The following is a 20,263-nucleotide window of genomic DNA, read 5'->3' on the forward strand; positions in this document are numbered from 1 at the left end:
TAGTTAGGACTTGGATCGATCGAACCAGAAAAAGATTTTGAGGGCTGACAAAACAGGAGGCTTTTCTTTTTCAAAAAAGTTTACTTATCTGTGGGAAATTTTTGATGATAATTCCTATTTTCCTTAATAAAATTGATCATTTTTAAATCTTCCCCCTTAATGTGATGAATTAACCAATCTGTCATAAATTGAGATACTTTCACCGTTAAAAATTTTTCCTTCTCCTTAAATAATTTTTGCAGAGTTAATACATCCTCCCTTAATTCTCTATGCTTTTGTTTGTGTAAAACAATATTGGGGTATTCATATTTTTCCATCAAGGCTTCTTCGGTTACAAAATGTTCAGATGTATATGTTGCCAATTTATCTAAAGTTTTTCCCAAAATTTCTCGACCTTCACCACTAATCATAGCATCATGTAATTCATTGATTATGCTAAACAAGATTTGATGTTGTGTATCAATTTCTTGCTCTCCGGTAATATATTCATCTCGCCAAAATGCGATCGGCATATGTTGATAATCTCCACTTAAAAATTGAGAATTGTTAAACTAATACATTTTAATTCCCACCTTGTTCACCTGTCCACCTGTCAACCTTTGTCTCTCATTAATTTTAGCCAACTAGGGAAAATTTGCTATATAATCTAGTTATGTTTAATCAAATCCTCAAGTTAACATTCCTTCTAAATAATTGAAAATATGACTCCAACGGTTTTAGGAAGTACAATTATTGCCCCCACTAAATCCAGTCAAGTTATTCGTAAACATTATCCTAATTTTAAGGTAATTGTTCTCAATGACGATTTTAACACTTTTGATCATGTAGCGAATTGTTTGCTGAAATATATTCCCAATATGACAGAAGATTTGGCATGGGAATTAACCAATCAAGTACATTTTGACGGACAAGCCTTAGTGTGGTGTGGCTCTTTGGAACAGGCTGAATTATATCATCAACAATTAAGACGAGAAGGCTTAACAATGGCACCTTTGGAGGAAGCATGAGTAAATCATCCGATGGTAGAATCGTTTGGAATCACTCCACCCACCTTGACGGTTTAATTGCGATTTTGGAAAAACTTGTTACCTATGAGGGTATCAAAACTGTTACTCCTGCGGTATTAAGTCGATCGCGCAGTCATATTCCTCACATGAAACTCAAGGTATCTGTACCCATTCGGGGGGGTTATAAACTCATCGCTAGATGTGGTAAAAGTGTACAGGAAGTTTTTATTATTACCACTTTAGAGCAAACAGAATTAGAGTCTATTATTACAAAGATTGTGGACGATCGATGATCTTGCTGATATACAACGGAAGTCATCAAAAATTAAGCTACACCTTAAAACCTAATCGATCGACTTTTTCAGCAGACTCTAATTAAAAGTAATCTTTCAATGCTAATTGAGTTAGAATTAATTGATAGCATATATTAAGATGAATAAAATAGCCTAGTGTTGAGATGCGTAAATAAAAAAGATGTTTTGAATTGTCAATTTGACATTCTAAATAGTGCATTTTAACCCTAGTTTATAAGTAAAAATACTTAAATTAAATTTCAGTTATTTAGAGGCAAGATTCCATGACTCAGACTTCCCCCCAACAACCCAATCAACTTAACCCAGAAACCCAAACCAATAATTTACCAACAAATATTCGCAATTCTACGTCGGAAAATAATGTTAATGGAATCAAACCCTCCCCAGAAAATAATCAGAATTCCTCTTCAAAACAAGGTTTAATTTCATGGGTTGAATCGAAAAATCTGCGGTTTAAATTTATTTCTTCCGCAGTGGCGTTGGGAGTGATACCAATTATAGTAGTAGGTTCGATCGTCTCAGTATTAGTAAGTACATCATTTAAAGCCCAAATCAAGTTAAACGAAGAAGAAAAAGTTAACTCTATCTCCACAGAAGTTAATCTTTTGGTGAGAGATCGTTTATTAGACATCGAAACTTTAGGTGATACATTTTCGTTTTTCCCAGCATTTCGCAATAGAAATAAAGCAGAATTAACGAAAAAACTTACGGCTTATCAAGAACAATATGGTTATTATGATACTCTTTCTATTTTAGATAATCAAGGAAATGTCATCGCTCAAACCAAAGGCACACCCATCCCTAACTTAGCTCAAAGAAATTATATCCTAGCAGCAAAAGCCGCTAATGGCACGATCGTAAGTCAACCCATGACATCTTTAGTAGATGGCACTTATGGAGTTTATTTTATCACAGTACTCAAAAATCCCATTACAGGACAAAGTGAGGGGTTTCTTCGGGCTAGAGTGCCAGTAAAAATCCTTCAAGAAATGATGGCTAAACGTCAAAATACAGATGGGGAAATCTATTATATGGCTGACGAAGATGATCAAATATTTGTATCCTCAGAAGCTGAAATTCTCACCCCTCGAACTACGATCGATTCCGTTCAAAAAGAAGCCGACTCCGTTACCTTAGAAAAACTTTTTCCTCAGTTAGAATTGGAAGACATGGCAAGTGAAGTTCTCCATGTAACAACAAGGAATACATCAACAAACAGTCAACAATTTGTGACGATTAAGGCTTTAGAGAATGAAGCAAGTATGGGGGAACAAGTTACCCCCATCGATTTGGATTGGAAGATAGTAGTTGGTGGAAATACTGGGGTCGTACTAAAACCAGTGGATCAAGCATTAAATTCTATCTTCTTAGGGATATTAGTCTCCGCTATAGGAGTTGGTTATATTGCTTATCTTTTAGCTGGGAGATTTGTGACTCCCATTGAAGAAACTACCTTAGCGGTAAAACAAATTAGTCAAGGGGATTTAGATATACAAGTACCCGTGTCAGGAAAAGATGAATTAGCTGATTTAGGTAATAGTATCAATGATATGACTTCCCAGTTAAAAACTCTCTTATCGGAACAACAAATGTTTGCTAGTCAGTCAACTTTACTGAAAAATATGACTCTTGAAATGACGAAAGCCTTTAATATTAGTGAGGTTTTTGAAATTGCGGTGACGGAAATTCGTCAGGCTTTGCAGTCCGATCGAGTTGTTGTCTATAGTTTTGATGAGAACTGGCAAGGTACAATCATTGCTGAATCCGTCGATCGAAATTATCCCCAAGCCTTGGGAGCAAGAATCCTTGATCCTTGTTTTGCTGATAAATATGTAGAAAAATATATTCAAGGGAGAGTACAGGCAACCCCCGATATTTATAAAGCAGGGTTAACAGAATGTCACCTCAAACAGTTAGAACCCTTTGCGGTGAAAGCTAATTTAGTCGCTCCCATTGTGGCTAACGGTAAATTATTAGGATTACTCATTGCCCATCAATGTTCAGCACCCCGTAACTGGGAACTAAACGAAATCGAGTTTTTCGCCCAAACAGCAACCCAAATGGGACTGGCTTTAGAGCGTGTAATGTTAATGCAGTCTCAACAATTGGATACTTTCTTGTCCACAAAACTCAAAGATATTAGTTTCAAAATTGCTGAATCTTTGACGAAAGAGAAAATTTTTGAAGTGGCTACTAATATGGGCAGGGAAGCCTTAAAAACCGATCGAGTTATCATTTATACCTTTGATCAAGACTGGAAAGGTACAGTAATTGTAGAATCCGTCGATCCTAAATATCCTAGAGCCTTGGGAGCAAATATTAAAGACCCTTGTTTTGCTGATAAATATGTTGATAAATATAAACAAGGAAGAGTACAGGCCACCAATAACATTTATACTGCTGGGTTAACCAGTTGTCATATTCAACAGTTAGAACCTTTTGAAGTGAAAGCGAACCTTGTTACTCCAGTTATTGTGGAAGGTAGTTTACTCGGTTTACTCATTGCTCACCAATGCGATGCTCCCCGTCAATGGACAGAGTCCGAGTCGATTTTCCTCTCTCAGTTAGCCACTCAAATTGGTCCTGCTTTAGAAAGGATACAACTGTTAGCTAAACAAAGACAATCGGAGTTAGAACAAAGACAAGCCCGAGAAATTATCCAACAACGAGCTTTAGAGCTACTCATGCAGGTTGATCCTGTTTCTCAAGGAGATTTAACTATTCGTGCTACGGTGACGGAAGATGAAATTGGTACGATCGCTGATTCCTATAATGCCACGATCGAAAGTTTAAGAAGAATTGTAACTCAAGTACAAGGGGGTACAAAAGCTGTAAATGATGTGGTAAACCAACAAGAACAGTTTGTAGAAAATCTGGCAACAGAGATTATTCGACAAGCCGATGACATCAACATAGCTTTAGAAAAAATCCAAACTTTAGCCTTTAGCGCCAGAATGGTATTAGATAACGCTGAACAAGCAGAAGAAGCGGTTAAACAGGCAAACCGCAGTGTAGAAGAAGGGGAAGTTGCCATGAACCGTACCGTTGATGGTATTCTGGCAATTCGAGAAACCGTAGCCGAAACCGCTAAAAAAGTAAAACGTTTAGGAGAGTCCACCCAGAAAATTTCTAAGGTAGTTAACCTCATCGGTAGTTTTGCGGATCAAACTAACCTGTTAGCGTTGAATGCTTCCATTGAGGCGGCGCACGCAGGGGAAGAAGGACGAGGTTTTGCGGTGGTTGCGGAAGAAGTTCGATCGCTTGCTCGTCAGTCAGCACAAGCAACGGCAGAAATTGAAAAGGTGGTAGCCGAGATTCAAGAAGAAACTAACGATGTAGTTAAAGCGATGGAATCTGGTACAGAGCAAGTAGTAGAAGGTACAAGACTGGTGGAAGAAACTAGAGCATCTTTAACCAACATTACTGCCGCTTCAGCTCAAATTAACCAATTAGTAACGGCGATCGCAGCTGCTGCGGCTGAACAATCTCAAACCTCCGAAGATATTACCGAAACGATGGCAGATGTTGCCATTATTTCCAATGAAACTTCGACGGCGGTAACTCAGGTATCTCGAACTTTTAAAAAGTTACTTAAAGTATCAGAGAACTTACAACAGAGTGTGAGTAAGTTTAAAGTGAATTAAGGAAGAGTTGCAAAGTTTTTTTGTGATGATAGGTATTCGGTATCAGGTGTTAGGTGTTAGGTATTAGGCTAAGGAAAATGGAATTTTGAATCATGACTAAAAAATTAGAAATGATGACTGATAAAGAATTGCGTCAATATCTATCGAATCATCGTGATAATGAAAAAGCCTTTAGTGAAGCTCTGGAAATTTTAATGAATCGCAAAAAAAATCCTTTTTCCTATCCTCCAGTTTCTTCTATGAATGAGAAAGAATTGGAAAATATATTTAAGGCAAAAATTCAATCAATATAATAGTCATCTCCAAAAATTAATAAAATAATACCTCAGTTCGACATAAAGAAAATGATGAAAACTAGACAGGTGGACAAGTGGACAAGTGGACAGGGAGAAAAATTCTCAATATTTGATGTACTTTTGAGAGAATTTTATTCATTCATCAGAAATACAATCTTCCTGTCTTCCTGTCTTCCTGTCTTCCTGTCTTCCAAGTCAGCCCTCACCTATTTTTATATCGAACTCAGGTGAATAATAGTCTTTTTTGGGAGAGGTTTAATAATTATTCATTATTCATTATTCATTATTCATTAATTACCATGACAGCCGTTATTACCAAACCGAAATTATCTTTTTCTCAATTTATTAATCAATTACCAGATGAGGAGGGTTGCTACGAGTTAGTTAATGGAGAAATTATGCGCAAACAACCAACAAGAAAACATGATGATATTGCCGATGAAATAGCGGATATTTTGAAAATGGAAGCTAAACGATCGAATCTCAATTATCGTATCAGTGGTCGAATAGTTATACGCACCGAGACACAAACAGGACAAGAACAAGGACGTTATCCCGATTTAGCGGTAGTAGATAAAGATGTTTGGGAGTCTAATTTAACGGCTCAATCGGTTTTATATGATGCCCCAGTGTTAGTGGTGGAGGTTGTTTCTACTAATTGGGAAGATGACTATATCGATAAGTTAACGGAGTATCAGTTATTAGGTATTAAGGAATATTGGTTAATTGATTATCTTGCTGTAGCTAGTCGATCGTGGTTAGGAAATCCAAAACAACCCACTATTTTTGTTTGTACCTTAGATGAAAATAATATTTATCAAATAAAATCCTATCAAGGAGACAACCGAATAGAATCCTCAACTTTTCCCAAATTAAAGTTAACTCCGTTAGAACTATTTGAAAAATAAGCAAATATAATTATTACTAGATATTGATCTAAATTAACTCCCATTCGGATTAAGGCAATTTCTTAATTCTTAATTCTTAATTCTTAATTCTTAATTCTTAATTCTTATCATGACTCAAGCACCCGAAAAACCTAAATTCAACACTTCTTCCGTATCTGTAAATAAAGCTCCCATTCCAGTAGTTATAAAACCAACCCCGAAAAAAGAGCCATTGCCCATTGTTACATGGTTTTATAACATCTCCATTCGGAAAAAACAGGTATTTGTATTAGTCACAGCCCAAGCAATATCGATCGCAGCGTTATTAGGGGTAGGATTTATTCAAGTTGTTCAAGGAGGTAGAGAGCAATTAGCTAACCAGTCTATCTCTGAGTTAGAAGCAACTAAAATTAACTACAGTATCAAAGTTAATCAAATGGGGTTCGGTTTTCGTGGGCAATCGGATAACCTTGCGATTATCAATGCGGCTTTGACTAAGGTTAATGGGGGAACTTTAAGCCCTCAAGATCGATCGATCGTGCGTCAAATTTTGCAAAATGAGATCAAAGCGCGTAATATTGAATATGCGACCCTTGTGGGATTAGATCAAAGAATTATTGTCAATGCTAATAACGATCGAACTGGACAAGTATTTAATCCTAATAATTTAGTCTCTCAAGTTATCAACAATCCCCAACAAATTAAAACCACAGAAATTAAGCCTTGGGCAGATTTAGTTAAAGAATTACCTCCCATTTTTTCTAGTCTTTCTCAAAATCAAGATGTCTTAATTCGTTATACCTTTACCCCTGTTTTTCGTCCGGGTACTCAACAAGTAATTGGAGTGTTAATATCTGGAGACGTTGTTGACGGCAAATTTTCCATCGTAGAAGATACCCTCAAGGTATTCCAAGGAGGGTATAGTGCGATTTATAAAATCACTGGAAACAAAGATTTTAAATTATCCAGTGCCTTAACAGAAACGGAAACTGAAAGAGGACAACCTTTAGCTACCAATGCACTTTTTGAACTCGCCATCCAAAATCCCGATGAAATTGTCTCTATCAGGGATAAAGTAGGAGATACAACCTATACTCTGACAGGGCAGATTCTTAAAAATTTTCAAGAGCAACCTGTGGGAATTTTGGTGAGGGGGACATCAGAAAAAGCTCTCAATCAAATTATTTCTAATAGTTTAAGCGCTCAAGGGCAAACAGCAGTAGCTGTACTTATTGTCAATCTTCTCTTAATTTTAGTGTTAGGGCGTGTGATTGCAAAACCCATTGAATCTTTACAGCTAACCGCAGAAAAATTTGCCGAAGGAGATTATAGTAGAAGAACTACTGTTCAAGGAGATGATGAAATAGGGAAGTTAGCTCGTACTTTTAATGTCTTGGCGGATAATATTGAAGAAAGTGAGTCTTTTTTGATGTTAGATGCAAGTAAAGTTAGTCTTTTCCAAGATATTACTGGCTCAACTACTCTGGATGAGGATGATGTTAATAAAGTGTTCGATCGAGCTTTACCCAAAGCGAAGGAAATATTACAGGTCGATCGACTGGTAATCTATCGTTTTAAAGGTGATTGGAGTGGTTACATTAGTAATGAAGCAGGAGACCTTGATTTACCTAGTGCCGTTGACGAAAAAATCAATGATCCTTGTATTCCACCAGAATTAAGACAGGCTTATATTAACGGTCGAGTTGTACCCACAGAAAACGTCTATACCGCAGGTTTTGCTCCCGAACACGAAGCCCTAATGTACCGACTACAAATTAAATCTAATTTAGTAGTTCCCATCGTAACTCAAGGACAACTATTTGCTCTGTTAATCGCCCATCACTGTCGTAAACATCATGAATGGGAAGAAAGAGAAATTGCCTTTTTAGGTCAAATTGCCCTAAGATTTGGGGTAATCTTAGACAGGGTAAACATCCTCAAAAATCAGATTGCCGCAGCAAATCGAGCTGATCAATTAAAAGAAATTACCCTTTCTCTTGCCTCTAGTTTAAATCGTCAACAGGTACTAGATTCGGCAGTTAAAGAAATTCGTACTGCCTTAAAAACCGATCGAACTATAGTCTATGAATTTGATGAAAATTGGCAAGGTACAATTACGGCTGAATCCGTAAGTTTAAATTATCCCGTTGCTTTAGGGGCTCAAATTCTTGATCCTTGTTTTGCTGACAACTATGTAGAAAAATATCAACAGGGTAGAGTACAAGCCACTCCAGACATTTATAAAGCTGGTTTAACAACTTGTCACCTCAAACAATTAGAACCTTTTGCGGTGAGAGCAAATTTAGTCGCGCCTATTTTAGTGAACCGTAAATTAATCGGGTTGCTTATTTGTCATCAATGTTCTGATGTGCGTAACTGGGAATCTGCGGAAATTGAGCTATTTTCCCAACTAGCAACCCAAGTCGGTTTAAGTTTAGAGCGGGTAAAACTTCTCGATTTACAGTTAAATGCGGAAAAAATCCAACGGGAAGGAAAAGAGTTATTACAAAGACGAGCTTTAGAATTACTCATGCAAGTTGATCCCGTATCCCAAGGAGACTTAACCATTCGGGCATCTGTAACAGAAGATGAAATTGGCACGATCGCCGACTCCTATAATGCTACGATCGAGAGTCTCAGAAAAATTGTTGCTCAGGTACAAACAGCGGCGGGAGAAGTGTCTCAAACTACCAGTAATAACGAAAATGATGTCAGAATTTTGCGTCAAGAAATTGAAGAACAGGTAGGAAGTATCACTGATGTATTAAGTACTATTAAGCAAATGAGTCGATCGAGTAATCTTGTCGCAGAAAGTGCCGAACAAGCGGAAGAAGCACTGCAAAAAGCCCAAGAAAGTGTGGAAATGGGGGATTCCGCCATGAATCGTACTGTTCGATCGATTTTAGAAATCAGAGTCACAGTACAACAAGCCGCCGAACAAGTGAAAAAATTAGGGGATACCACCCAAAATATCGCTACCGTTGTGGGTTTAATCGGACGTTTTGCCGCCCAAACTCACCTTTTGGCTTTAAAAGCCTCGATCGAAGCCGCACGGGCAGGAGAGCAGGGAACGGGCTTTGCCGTAATCGCTGAAGAAGTAAGGGCATTAGCCACCCAATCCGCTCAAGCAACCTCGGATATTGATAAACTGGTTAACGAGATTCTCAATGAAACTAAAGTGGTTGTTACCGCTATGGAGGAAGGTAGTGAGCAGGTAATCGAAGGGAGTAAACTGGTGGAAGAAACCCGTCAAAGTTTAAACCAGATTGCGGCGGCTACTATTCAAATTAACGAATTAGTAGAAGCGATTGCGGCGGCAGCTTTTGAGCAATCAGAAAACTCCGAAGAAGTAAAATCTAAAATGGAGGATGTTGCTAGAATTGCTGAGAAAACGACTATTTCGGTAACTCAATTATCCGATTCTTTTGTAGAATTACAAGACGTTGCTCGAAAATTAGAATCTAACGTTTCTCAGTTTAAAGTCAGCTAAAGAGAAATGAGTAATGAGTAATGAGTAATGAGTAAGAAGTAAAAATTTACACAATAATAGAGGTATTCTGATTCTGTCATTTATGTAGAAAAAGAAAAGCCTCTCTTACCATAAAGATAAAAAGAGACTCAACTTCTTTATTTATAAATATTTACTTCTTTTATCCCCTATCTCCTCTCTTTTATTAAAGTACGTTTCCTTGTAAAGACTCGGAATCAATGGGCTTAATGAAGTATAAGCGGATAAATTGACTAGCGTTAGACAAGAATAAAGGCAATTTACGAAGGAATTTGATAGGTGCGATCGAATTACTAGCATCAATAGCTCGTAATTTTTCACAATTACTTACACAAATTTCTAAACTATCATAGAAAGCAGGATTGTCCACATCAATGATGACAGGGAAAACTCGCCCTGCGGTATGATTAGTTTTCTCAATGACGTGTTTGTCATAACTTCTCGCATCTAAACCAATGGAAGCATAAAAGTCAGATCGTTGTAAATCATTAAGGTACATTGTGGCAAATACCGATAACAAGAAGAAACGACACCACAACTTCGCTTTCCAATCATTTAAATATTCAGGTTTAGCTTTGAGAATAGCATCAAAGAAATCACCGTGACGGTTTTCATCTTGACACCAATTTTCAAAAAACTTGAAGATAGGATAAATACGACTTTCGGGATTTTGCTCTAAATGACGATAAATAGTGATATAACGCCAATAACCAATTTTTTCAGATAAATAGGTAGCGTAGAAAATAAATTTAGGTTGGAAGAAAGTATAGTCACGACTCTTGGTTAAAAATCCTAAATCTAAGGATAAGTTAAAGTCAGACATAGCTTTATTCAAGAAACCAGCGTGACGGGCTTCATCTCTTGACATTAAGTTAAAACACTCAGCCAACACAGGGCTTTTATGTTTTAAACGTCTGCCCAATTCCTTATACAATAAAAATCCCGAAAATTCAGCAGTACAAGAGCGTTCAAGAAATTCTACAAATAATTGGCGAGTTTCACCATCAATATGATCCCATGATTGATCAAAATCGGCATTACGGACAAAATGATGACGATTATAATCCACTTTGAACTCGGCTAGAATTGCTTGTAATTCTTCCTCGTTGACGGCAATGTCCATTTTTGCCATAGCATCAAAATCTGTGGTGTAGAAACGGGGTGTTAGGATAGTTTCTTTCGCTGGTGCTTTGACTCCCGGACGTATTTCTTCGTATTCGGGTTTTTGTACTGTTGTTACCATAATATTTTTAAAAAACTATATTTATTGCTATTCGATCGAGCAGTTTCATGATCGAAAAATCTAAGTTAAATCTAAGTTTAACAAAATCTTTACCATGTCACGAATCTATTTTATTAAGAGTTGTAACAATCCTTGAGAATGGAGAATTAAGAATGGAGAATTGAGAATGATTTTTTTTGTCATTGCGGTGAGGTGCGTAGCATTGCGAGGCACGAAGCAATCTCTCAAAACTCAATTTCCCTAGTTGGTTAAAAAACAATAATGTTAACAGTTTTTATGTTTCATTAGTTATTAAATAAAAAATGTCAAGTAAAATTTACAATTATTTATATATATTTTTTTCTCTATCAAGAGTGAAAATACAAAATTATGATATTCTAGTTATCGTCAGTTGAGTTCTGAGAATAATAAAAAATGCAAGTTAATGATTTAGGCTTTGTTGCCACCCTTTTATTTGTGCTTGTGCCTACGGTTTTTCTCTTGATTTTATATATTCAAACTGGAAAAAACGAGGCTTAATAAACCTATTTAAGAAAAACATAGATAATTTACTGTTACAGTTGTTATCTCAACAGGAGAGATTATTACTAGGATAAAATCACTTTTGATTTTAGTTTTTTTAAACTATTTTTCCTAGTTTTTCTCTTTTAAATTCTTCTATATTTGTTTTCTTCGATCGAAATATTTACCCCAACCGCGCCACGATAAGACATAATTAATTTCAGCTCGATCGAGTACCCACTGAACATAAGTATTACTGTTAGGACCCGGATAATAACGATACACATTATTATAAGGATAAAATAAGGGAGATTCTTGAATAACCTGTCTTAAATTTTGGGCTTCTTCCCCTTGCCATTGAATTTCTAACCAACTCTCCCCATTGCCAACGCCCCTAGTTGCCGTCATCAAATTATAATGTAAATGCCCCCAACTACTAGGCACTAAATTTTGACTTTGCCACACTTCCCACCGTTGTTGACAACCGTCTTCCTCAATCACAAACCAATAATGAACAGCAATATAACCGATAAAAGGGATTTTTGCAACTCTCAAATCAACATTTAAAGTCATGATATTATCTGAGTTTAATTAAATAAAGAGGCAATATTAGTGCCTTTTAGGGGAGATTAACTGAGTAGGTTGGGATAAAGTATTTTACTTAACCCCAATAACAAGGCAACTAAAATCCCTCCAATAACACTTCGAGCGATAAACTCAAGGTTATCTAACCTTTTACTCAGTGCCTCTTTAGTTTCATCTAATCTTTTACCTAATCCATTAACATCACTTTTCACAGTAGCAATATCTACTTTTATAGATGTTAACTCCTCAAAGACTTTTTCAAATTTACGATCGACTTGTTCAAATTTAGAATTAATTAAATCTTTTAACTCTTTTAAATCATTATCTGTTATGGTACTCATGTTAAAACCTAATGAAGATATTTGTTGCAAATATTACCCATAATAATAATTGTAAAACTATTCCCTCTTTCCTATTTTGATCATTCGACTTTTTTGATTAACCCCTAATTACCCGCTATAGAATATAATGTCTTAAATTGTGTCTATTTGTTGTTAACCTTGTGTGAGGAGTAATGTTTAATCTGATTGTCAGAATAACTCGATCGTTCAAGTCTAAAATATATTTATCGGGTTTATTAATAGCGACACTAACTCTAATTATTGCCCATAATTTTATTATCACCAAACTTGAAGCGGTACAAGCTCAACAAGCTGTACCCATTACTGCTTCTTGGAGTCAAGCCTCTTTTCCTGTGGAGAATTTTCAAGCCTATACCTCTGGTTTTGGTTATCGCATACATCCTATTTCTGGAGATAGACGAATGCACCAAGGCTTAGATTTAGCCGCCCCTCTTGGTAGTTATGTTCGTAATTGGTGGAGTGGACAAGTTGTTCACTTATCAGATCACACAGGGTGTGGTACGATGATTAGAATTAAATCAGGAAATTGGACTCACGAATATTGTCACCTTATGGGTACAGTAGAAAATACAACTAGAGGACAGGCTTTGATCGATCGAAATGGCGGTATTATGTTATTCATGGGGCAAAATATTCCAGCTGGGGCAAGAATTGGTAGAGTAGGCATGACAGGAAGCACCACAGGACCTCATTTACACTGGGGATTGATGTATAATGGTAGATATATTGATCCTGCCGATGTATTAAGACAAATGTTCGCTCAAAGAATTTAATTTAGCTACAACTAATTGTAGAGACGTAAAATTTTACGTCTCCTCCTCTAATTTACGAAGATAGAACAACTTTTGGTTTAAATAATTTTATCGTGTCATCAATTTTTAATTCACTGATACCCATAAACTCAGAAAGATTATTATAGGTACGATAAAATTCTCCTGAATACTCATCTTCAGTAACGATTTTTTGTCCTTGATTCCATCGTTTAGTATCATCTTCTCCTAAATAAATACTCGGTAAATTTTGTAAGGGATAATCAAGATTAATTAAACTAAAATTATCCGTTTCTTTGCCTTGTATAATATCCTCAAAATTATAGCTATTTTCTAACCTCATACCACAGCTAAGAGTTCGATTTAACGAAGCTAAAGTTGCCCCCTTACCTAGTTTTTCCCCTAAATCTCGTGCGATCGATCTTATGTAAGTACCACTACCACAGTCGATATTTAAAACTAATTCTGGAAACTCTCCACTTTGCCAAGATAAAACCTCAATATTCGTAATGTTTACCAATCGTTTCGGTATATCAATTATTTCTCCTTTTCGTGCTAATTCATAAAGTTTTTTACCATCTTTTTTGATAGCACTATAAGCAGGAGGATATTGCTCTATTTCTCCGATAAACTCTTGTAAATAAGGGATAATTTTTTCTAAAGTCAAATCTGTAGCAGATTTTTTACTAATAATATCCCCTTCTAAATCATCCGTAGTTGTGACAATACCAAATCTAATGGTTGCTTGGTAAGCCTTTTGGGTGGGCAAAAACTGTAATAAACGGGTTGCTTTGCCGATCGCAATAGGTAATACTCCCGTAGCCAATGGGTCTAATGTACCACCATGACCAATTTTTTTGGTTTTTAAAATTTTTCTCAATTTAGCGACGCAATCATGGGAAGTGAAATTTTGAGGTTTATTAAGATTCAGAAAACCATCCATTATTATTTATCGAGAAATATAGGTTGAAGTTCAGTTTCAAGTCGTTTCAATAGTTTATCATAATAGCAATCTTAAATTACTTGTAAAATAAACATAGTTTGAGTAAAGAATTAGACTTAGATTAATATTTTTATTGGTATGATAAGAATAAATAAAAAATTAAGAGTACAATTATGATTGTCAAAAAAACAATATAAGCCGAAATTGACAAAATACCTGAGTCAGAACTTAATGAAATTTATCAATTAATTAAGGAATATAATGATAAAAAAAATAGTTTAAAACAAGGAGTTTTATCAAAAATTAAACAGATAAAAATACAAGCCCCAATAGATTTTTCTGTCAACTTTGACAACTGATAATCATTTTAACCAAGCAGGTTTTTCTATATTATAGCAATCAATAATCAGTTATAAGAAGATTTATGATAGATGTTCAATTAAAATTTTAACACCAATTCCAATTAAGATTATCCCACCAATTATTTCTGCTTGTTTTTCAAATAAATGACCAAATTTATTCCCTACAAATACTCCGAATAAACAGATTAAAAAAGTTATAACTCCAATAATAACTGATGCTTCCACAATGGGAGTTTGAATCACGGAAAATGTTAAACCTACCGCTAAAGCATCAATACTGGTGGCAACGGCTAAGGTTGATAAAACGTATAAATTACGAAAATCTGTTCCTTCGTCTTCTTCTTCATCTTGGTAAGATTCATAAAGCATTTTACCACCAATTAGAGTTAATAAACCAAAGGCAATCCAATGATCAAAACTGATAATAAAATCTCGAAAAAATAACCCTGAAAACCAACCTAATAAGGGCATGATAAACTGAAAACCACCAAAAAAAGTGGCAATAACGATCGCATCTTTTGGGGTAACTTTTTTTAAAGAAATACCACCTCCAATAGAGACAGCAAAAGCATCCATTGCTAATCCGATCGAAGTCAAAAAAATTGTAATTAAATTCATTAAAAGTTCACCTTTTTTTTATACAAATCTTGTTAAATTAATGCGATAACGTTCTTTTTTGGTAACTTCAATATTGCCAATTTCTAGTCTGCCTTTACCTCGAAAAGAAACTAAATCATTCTGTTTGATATTATAACTAGGTTGGGTAATTTCCTTCCAATTAACTCGCACATCACCGTTACTAATTGCCTCCGCCATTTTGCCACGAGACAAGCCAAAACCAAAGGAAGCCACCGCATCTAATCTTAAAGAAGCCTCTACTGTTGTCATTTCTTTAATTTTGGGAGGGCGAATTTTTAACTCGGTTAACTCAATTCTGCTAGTTTTCACAGGAACTGAACGCACTTGTACTAAATATATTTCCAGAAAATCGGCAATTTCTTCCACGACAATTACTTGAGCACCTCTTTCTCCCAAGACGATTATATCTCCTACTTTTTCCCTTACAATACCCGTGCCTAAAATTGAGCCTAAAAAGTCTCGATGGGTTGCCGTATCAAACAAAAAATTTCCTGCGATGTCTAAAGCCACTAAGGGGATTTGTGTTTCATCAGCAAAAACTTCCTCTCGATGAATGCCGACTCTTTGCCTTTCTGCTTGAGGATAGCCCCCCCAAGGAATAACTTTAACTTCCGTGAGACTAGAAAAGATTTGATTAACTTCTGCTAATACTGGGGGAGAGAGAAAGTCTGTGACGACTAATTCCCATGTTTTGATTGCTTTTTCCGCTTTATCGATGATTTTGGCGATTTCTTCTCGATTTTCGACTCTTTTAAGTAATTCTTCTCTGGGTAACATTGATGATTTTACTGTTTTAACAATCCATAAGTTCCTAAGTATAACCTGAGTGAACCATAAAATGATAAAAATAAGAGGGGAAAGAGGGGACAGAAAATGCTTTAAAACCCTTACTACAAACATTTTTTTTGGAATAAGTTATACTTCGCTAATAAGACCAAGTAATTGATCTGTGGAAATTTTGCCACTGACTTCACTTCCTTCTAGTAAGCTATCGGCTAAATCTCGTTTTTGGCTATGTAAATCAACAATTTTTTCCTCGATCGTATTCTTAGCGACAAGACGATATATTGTAACAGGGCGTTTTTGTCCTATACGATGCGCTCGATCGGACGCTTGATCTTCGACAGCAGGATTCCACCAAGGGTCCATATGAATAACGTAATCGGCAGCGGTTAAATTAAGCCCTGTCCCCCCTGCTTTTAAACTAATGAGAAAAATGTCTCCTTCCCCTGATTGGAAGGCGTTAACTCGTTTTTGTCTTTCTTTGACAGGAGTACTACCATCAAGATATTGATAGGTAATGTTTTGTCGATCGAGATATTCTCTGATAATGTGTAAATGATCGACAAATTGACTGAAAACTAAAGCCTTATGACGATTTTCGAGTAACTCTGTGACAATTTCCCCGAAAGCCTCTAATTTTGTGCTTTTTAGTCCATAATCTCCTTTGACTAAACTAGGATGACAACAAGCCCTTCTTAAACGCATAATTTCAGCTAACACTTGTAAATGTTTCGCCCCTGCCTGTGCATCGTTATTTTCTAACTTAGCGATGGCATCCCGTCTCAAAGCCTCATAGAAAGCCATTTCTTCTTTGCTCAATTCTACCGCTAAGGTAATTTCTGTGCGCGGTGGTAATTCCGTTAAAACTTGGCTTTTTGTGCGTCGCAGTAGGAAAGGTTGAATTAATTTTTTCAACTGCTGACGGGCGTTTTTGTCCTTATTTCTCTCGATGGCATTGGCAAAACGTTCATTAAATTTCTCCATCGTGCCGAGTAACCCCGGATTGATAAAGCGAAATAAATTCCACAATTCCCCTAGATGATTTTCGATCGGTGTGCCTGTAGTAATCAGTTTAAATTCAGCTTGCAGTTTCATCGCGCCCTGAGAGCGTTTTGTGGTAATGTTTTTAATGGCTTGGGCTTCATCGAGTACGATCGTCTGCCACTGCACTTGAGCCAACATTTCTGCTACTTCCTCTTGTTGTAATAATCCATAGGTACAGATGACTAAATCAAAGGGTTGTAACTGATTTAAAGTTTCTTGTCGATCGCCCGTACCAAACATAATCGGATTGAGGGTAGGAGCAAATTTTCCTGCCTCACTTTCCCAGTTGAAACAGACAGAAGTGGGCGCAATAATCAAACTTGCCCCCTGATTGGCACGGGTGAGAATAACCGCTAAGGCTTGTAAGGTTTTCCCTAAACCCATATCATCCGCTAAACAAGCGCCTACCCCCCAATAAGATAAACGAGCTAACCAATTAAAACCGTCTATCTGATAATCTCTCAATTCTGCTTGTAAGGTAGAAGGAATTTGAGGTTCAAAATCCCTCATTTCTTTTAACTTTTGACGATGATTTTCCCAATTTCGATCGACTTTCACTTGTCCTAATTCATCGATAAATTCTTCCATAGCAAGGGAAGCAAGGGGATGAAAACGTCTGCCTTTACCCTGTTTTTCCGAAAAGGCTTTTAATTCTTCTAACCGTTGACGAAATTCGTGAGTTAAAGCGATAAATTCCCCATCGCTGAGGGCAATAAAACGACTAGGACTCTCATCTAATAATTCGAGTAATTGTTGTAACTCTAACACTGAATTTTCATCTAACTGCAATTCTCCCTCCACGGAAAACCAGTCTTTTTGTCCTCGAATTTGTAACCGCAGACTATCAAAATTAGCTTGGTGAGTCACTTTGAATTTTTGCCCTTGAGGCCATTCCACGATAACTTGATCATCTAAGGCTTGTAACTCTAACAATAATTCTAAACATTCCTCTGGATTCTCAATCAACCATTCCCCTTGTTCTCCAGAGTATAAAATCAAAGTAGGACATTGCTTAATAACATCTTGGGCTAATTTTTTTTCTAAGGATAAATCTCGTTTGGTTTGTAATCTTTCTCCTTTAATTTCTGCAATTACCCTTTCTCCTCCATTGCCCGGAGTATAGTAAATACCTTCATCCCCAAAAGGACGACACAATAAGGCAACTCTTAAACCTTCTGCAACGGGCAAAAGATGAATGTGGGGTATAGCATGGGAAGGCACTTCGGGGATATTTTCCACTTCTCCGCCTATGTCAGAATGAATCGTCACAAGGTTAGAGATACGCCCGATCGCCTCTAGTATTTTTGATTCTGCTTTAGCAGGAAGGGTTAGTTTATTCTTTGAACCGATAATTTCTTGAATACGTTTATGTTGAGATTGTATATAAATAACTTTAAGACGAGTGGGAGTTTCTTTCATAAAAATTACGTCTCTTAAAGTCTCTAAAGAGGGATTAAGTTGTAAAGTTATTTGATTGGAGGAACTTCTTTTAACTAATAATTCAGGTTCACCCTTTACAATTTCTATAGGTATATTAGGTTGATCTTCCCAGAAAACTAGGGGATGCCCGATTAAATCTACGATCGCCCTTTCCCTGATTTCGTATTCTATGCCACCATAATACGGAGTTCCGTCAATATTTTGACAAACTTTCATATCTTGGGAGGTAATATAATCAAATTCTTCAGGGGTTTTAGTTAGTCTTTTGAGGGCAATATTACGCCCTTTACCCCATGCTCCCGTTTTATTAATACTTTGTTCTTTCGGTTGTATTTTTAACCCATAATTCCCTAGTTGTAGAAACCACGCTAATCGTTTTTCTTTGATAGTAGCAGTAGCAGAGGTATCATGGGGTTGCAATTCCATCAATGCTTTTAAGGTTAATTCCCATTCTTCGGGAGCGTGAATTAACCCTGATAAAGTTGGTATTCCCAAATCTTGAGACAACTTCAAAACTTCAGGTTTGATGTCTAATTTTTTATTGGGTTGCAGGGTATTTAATAATAGATAGGCTTCCTTTGCTATCCAATAGTAGCCCGAATTTTGAGCATCTTTGAAAAGGGGTAAGACATACTTGGTTAAGGTAGTTTTGGCGGTTTTTTCATCTACCCAGTAATGACACAAACAAGAGATAAGAGTTTTAAGGGGAGTATTTCCTTTATCTTTATAATATAGGATTCCTCTGGAGAGAATAACTTGTTTTTGTCTCAAATCTCCTGATAAGAAATCTAGCAATGATCTCAAATATTTATATATATCCTGTAACCAACTTTGATCTTCGTTGGCGACAATATTAACATATTCTTTTGCTTTTTGTAAATTTTGACTAGAACTGTCTTTAATTAAGGCAAAAATATAAAAGATACCGGAAACAGTATTAAAATAAATTTTCTTCTTCCGTGATAATTTTTGATATGTTTTATAGGCATCGGCATAAAGCTCGATCGACTTATCGTTGTCACCAGTAACAAAGTAACGCCAAGCTAAATACAATTTTTTATCCTGTTGATGTTCAGAGCTTATTCTGTCTAAATAATTATCTAATATGTCCCAATTACCTTGTAATAATAGTTGTTGTGATAACAACATCAAAAGATAATCAGATTGATTTTTTCCTCCTTCCAAACATTCATCGAGAAAAACTTGAAAAGCATCCCCCGCAGGTATTAATTTATTTTCCGATTCAAAGATAATCCCTGAGATTATCTCCTCGTACAATTTTAAGGGTTGATTTTTTAACCATTCACCATCGAAAGGATTATTACCAATGGTTAAAACTACATCACTCCAAGATAAAGAAGGATGTCCACCATTATATTGATAATATCGATCGTACTCATCCAACATCCCGTCAACATCACCTAGATAGAGATGAATCCGAAAAAGTTGTAAAAAATAAGCTGAATTTTGACCACGGTAAAGGGTATATTTATCCTTCGGGGTTAATTGTGTTTTAAGTGTTTTGACAACATCATTAAACCATCCTTCTTTAATCGCATCACGAGTCGCAATTTCCGCTAACAGGGGATTACATTGAGGGCTTTTGTCTATTTGTCCTTGAGTAATTAAATTTAATTTTGTAAATTTGTCATAGTAGGGCTGAAGTGTAGTTAAGGTGAAATAAGCATTTCGATCGTCCCTAATCTCTAATGATCTCAAACACAATACGAAGCTCGATCGACTAATGGGAGCATAAATAATCGAAAACAGTTGTACCATCTTTTTTTGAGTCGATGGTAATTGTTGATAGGTTTTAGTTAATTGTTGACGAATTTCACTAGGATTGATGTAAGAATTAAGCATGAAATTTATAGATAATTAATGAAAAATTGAGAATGGAGAATTAAAAACGAATAAATGTTGCTTTCTTCCTGT

At 36.1% G+C, this 20,263-nt stretch carries 16 protein-coding genes; 8 read left to right on the forward strand and 8 right to left on the reverse strand.

Features of this window, described 5'->3' with window-relative positions:
• Positions 1–80 precede the first annotated feature (80 nt).
• Positions 81–512 carry a bacteriohemerythrin gene (locus SYN6308_RS17640; protein ID WP_017295773.1) on the reverse strand — a complete coding sequence of 144 codons (432 nt, stop codon included), beginning with the start codon at positions 510–512 and terminating at the stop codon, positions 81–83.
• 189 nt (positions 513–701) lie between these two features.
• Here SYN6308_RS17640 and clpS point away from each other — a divergent pair, with 189 nt between their 5' ends.
• The 6 genes from clpS (at position 702) to SYN6308_RS17670 (ending at position 9,638) form a co-directional block, all read left to right on the forward strand.
• Positions 702–1,007, forward strand: a complete 306-nt coding sequence (gene clpS, locus SYN6308_RS17645) for an ATP-dependent Clp protease adapter ClpS (protein ID WP_017295774.1) — start codon at positions 702–704, stop codon at positions 1,005–1,007.
• Positions 1,004–1,300, forward strand: coding sequence for a DUF2103 domain-containing protein (locus SYN6308_RS17650; protein WP_017295775.1), 297 nt, complete (start codon positions 1,004–1,006; stop codon positions 1,298–1,300). The genes clpS and SYN6308_RS17650 overlap by 4 nt, the downstream gene beginning before the upstream one ends.
• 284 nt (positions 1,301–1,584) lie before the next feature.
• Positions 1,585–4,965 (forward strand): methyl-accepting chemotaxis protein, encoded by a 3,381-nt coding sequence (locus SYN6308_RS17655; protein ID WP_017295776.1) that lies wholly within the window; start codon positions 1,585–1,587, stop codon positions 4,963–4,965.
• A gap of 92 nt (positions 4,966–5,057) precedes the next feature.
• Complete coding sequence (locus tag SYN6308_RS17660; protein WP_017295777.1) at positions 5,058–5,258, forward strand: DUF6887 family protein; 201 nt, start codon at positions 5,058–5,060, stop codon at positions 5,256–5,258.
• 302 nt (positions 5,259–5,560) lie between these two features.
• Positions 5,561–6,169, forward strand: a complete 609-nt coding sequence (locus tag SYN6308_RS17665) for a Uma2 family endonuclease (protein WP_017295778.1) — start codon at positions 5,561–5,563, stop codon at positions 6,167–6,169.
• Between the two features lie 109 nt (positions 6,170–6,278).
• Complete coding sequence (locus SYN6308_RS17670) at positions 6,279–9,638, forward strand: methyl-accepting chemotaxis protein (RefSeq protein WP_017295779.1); 3,360 nt, start codon at positions 6,279–6,281, stop codon at positions 9,636–9,638.
• 184 nt (positions 9,639–9,822) lie between these two features.
• On the opposite strand, the gene acsF is transcribed toward SYN6308_RS17670, so the two are convergent.
• Positions 9,823–10,899, reverse strand: coding sequence for a magnesium-protoporphyrin IX monomethyl ester (oxidative) cyclase (gene acsF, locus SYN6308_RS17675; RefSeq protein WP_017295780.1), 1,077 nt, complete (start codon positions 10,897–10,899; stop codon positions 9,823–9,825).
• Between the two features lie 414 nt (positions 10,900–11,313).
• On the opposite strand from acsF, the gene psbM reads away from it, so the two are divergent.
• Positions 11,314–11,418, forward strand: coding sequence for a photosystem II reaction center protein PsbM (psbM, locus tag SYN6308_RS17680; RefSeq protein WP_015221999.1), 105 nt, complete (start codon positions 11,314–11,316; stop codon positions 11,416–11,418).
• A gap of 138 nt (positions 11,419–11,556) precedes the next feature.
• On the opposite strand, the gene SYN6308_RS17685 is transcribed toward psbM, so the two are convergent.
• Together SYN6308_RS17685 and SYN6308_RS17690 are read right to left on the reverse strand one after the other, a co-directional pair.
• Positions 11,557–11,973, reverse strand: coding sequence for a DUF3750 domain-containing protein (locus SYN6308_RS17685; RefSeq protein WP_017295781.1), 417 nt, complete (start codon positions 11,971–11,973; stop codon positions 11,557–11,559).
• Positions 11,974–12,029: 56 nt separating this feature from the next.
• Complete coding sequence (locus tag SYN6308_RS17690) at positions 12,030–12,326, reverse strand: hypothetical protein (RefSeq protein WP_017295782.1); 297 nt, start codon at positions 12,324–12,326, stop codon at positions 12,030–12,032.
• A 173-nt stretch (positions 12,327–12,499) separates the two neighbouring features.
• Between SYN6308_RS17690 and SYN6308_RS17695 the strand changes: the two genes are divergently transcribed.
• The gene (locus SYN6308_RS17695; RefSeq protein WP_017295783.1) at positions 12,500–13,120 is read left to right on the forward strand and encodes a M23 family metallopeptidase; all 621 of its coding nucleotides are present in this window, start codon (positions 12,500–12,502) and stop codon (positions 13,118–13,120) included.
• A gap of 52 nt (positions 13,121–13,172) precedes the next feature.
• Here the strand turns inward: SYN6308_RS17695 and truB are convergent, their stop codons facing one another.
• The 4 genes from truB to SYN6308_RS17715 form a co-directional block, all read right to left on the reverse strand.
• Entirely contained in the window at positions 13,173–14,060 is an 888-nt protein-coding gene (gene truB, locus SYN6308_RS17700) for a tRNA pseudouridine(55) synthase TruB (protein WP_017295784.1), read from the reverse strand.
• Between the two features lie 422 nt (positions 14,061–14,482).
• Entirely contained in the window at positions 14,483–15,040 is a 558-nt protein-coding gene (locus SYN6308_RS17705) for a manganese efflux pump MntP (RefSeq protein ID WP_017295785.1), read from the reverse strand.
• A gap of 18 nt (positions 15,041–15,058) precedes the next feature.
• Complete coding sequence (locus SYN6308_RS17710; RefSeq protein WP_017295786.1) at positions 15,059–15,838, reverse strand: photosystem II S4 domain protein; 780 nt, start codon at positions 15,836–15,838, stop codon at positions 15,059–15,061.
• Positions 15,839–15,976: 138 nt separating this feature from the next.
• Positions 15,977–20,191, reverse strand: a complete 4,215-nt coding sequence (locus tag SYN6308_RS17715; RefSeq protein ID WP_017295787.1) for a DEAD/DEAH box helicase — start codon at positions 20,189–20,191, stop codon at positions 15,977–15,979.
• Positions 20,192–20,263: the final 72 nt, after the last annotated feature.

This window comes from Geminocystis herdmanii PCC 6308, assembly GCF_000332235.1.
In the GTDB taxonomy this organism is placed as follows: domain Bacteria; phylum Cyanobacteriota; class Cyanobacteriia; order Cyanobacteriales; family Cyanobacteriaceae; genus Geminocystis; species Geminocystis herdmanii.

Excerpts from the sequence above, each read along its gene's own strand:
- SYN6308_RS17640 (WP_017295773.1), bottom strand. The coding sequence starts at position 512 with ATGCCGATCGCATTTTGGCGAGATGAATATATTACCGGAGAGCAAGAA.
- clpS (WP_017295774.1), top strand. The coding sequence starts at position 702 with ATGACTCCAACGGTTTTAGGAAGTACAATTATTGCCCCCACTAAATCC.
- SYN6308_RS17650 (WP_017295775.1), top strand. The coding sequence starts at position 1,004 with ATGAGTAAATCATCCGATGGTAGAATCGTTTGGAATCACTCCACCCAC.
- SYN6308_RS17655 (WP_017295776.1), top strand. The coding sequence starts at position 1,585 with ATGACTCAGACTTCCCCCCAACAACCCAATCAACTTAACCCAGAAACC.
- SYN6308_RS17660 (WP_017295777.1), top strand. The coding sequence starts at position 5,058 with ATGACTAAAAAATTAGAAATGATGACTGATAAAGAATTGCGTCAATAT.
- SYN6308_RS17665 (WP_017295778.1), top strand. The coding sequence starts at position 5,561 with ATGACAGCCGTTATTACCAAACCGAAATTATCTTTTTCTCAATTTATT.
- SYN6308_RS17670 (WP_017295779.1), top strand. The coding sequence starts at position 6,279 with ATGACTCAAGCACCCGAAAAACCTAAATTCAACACTTCTTCCGTATCT.
- acsF (WP_017295780.1), bottom strand. The coding sequence starts at position 10,899 with ATGGTAACAACAGTACAAAAACCCGAATACGAAGAAATACGTCCGGGA.
- psbM (WP_015221999.1), top strand. The coding sequence starts at position 11,314 with ATGCAAGTTAATGATTTAGGCTTTGTTGCCACCCTTTTATTTGTGCTT.
- SYN6308_RS17685 (WP_017295781.1), bottom strand. The coding sequence starts at position 11,973 with ATGACTTTAAATGTTGATTTGAGAGTTGCAAAAATCCCTTTTATCGGT.
- SYN6308_RS17690 (WP_017295782.1), bottom strand. The coding sequence starts at position 12,326 with ATGAGTACCATAACAGATAATGATTTAAAAGAGTTAAAAGATTTAATT.
- SYN6308_RS17695 (WP_017295783.1), top strand. The coding sequence starts at position 12,500 with ATGTTTAATCTGATTGTCAGAATAACTCGATCGTTCAAGTCTAAAATA.
- truB (WP_017295784.1), bottom strand. The coding sequence starts at position 14,060 with ATGGATGGTTTTCTGAATCTTAATAAACCTCAAAATTTCACTTCCCAT.
- SYN6308_RS17705 (WP_017295785.1), bottom strand. The coding sequence starts at position 15,040 with ATGAATTTAATTACAATTTTTTTGACTTCGATCGGATTAGCAATGGAT.
- SYN6308_RS17710 (WP_017295786.1), bottom strand. The coding sequence starts at position 15,838 with ATGTTACCCAGAGAAGAATTACTTAAAAGAGTCGAAAATCGAGAAGAA.
- SYN6308_RS17715 (WP_017295787.1), bottom strand. The coding sequence starts at position 20,191 with ATGCTTAATTCTTACATCAATCCTAGTGAAATTCGTCAACAATTAACT.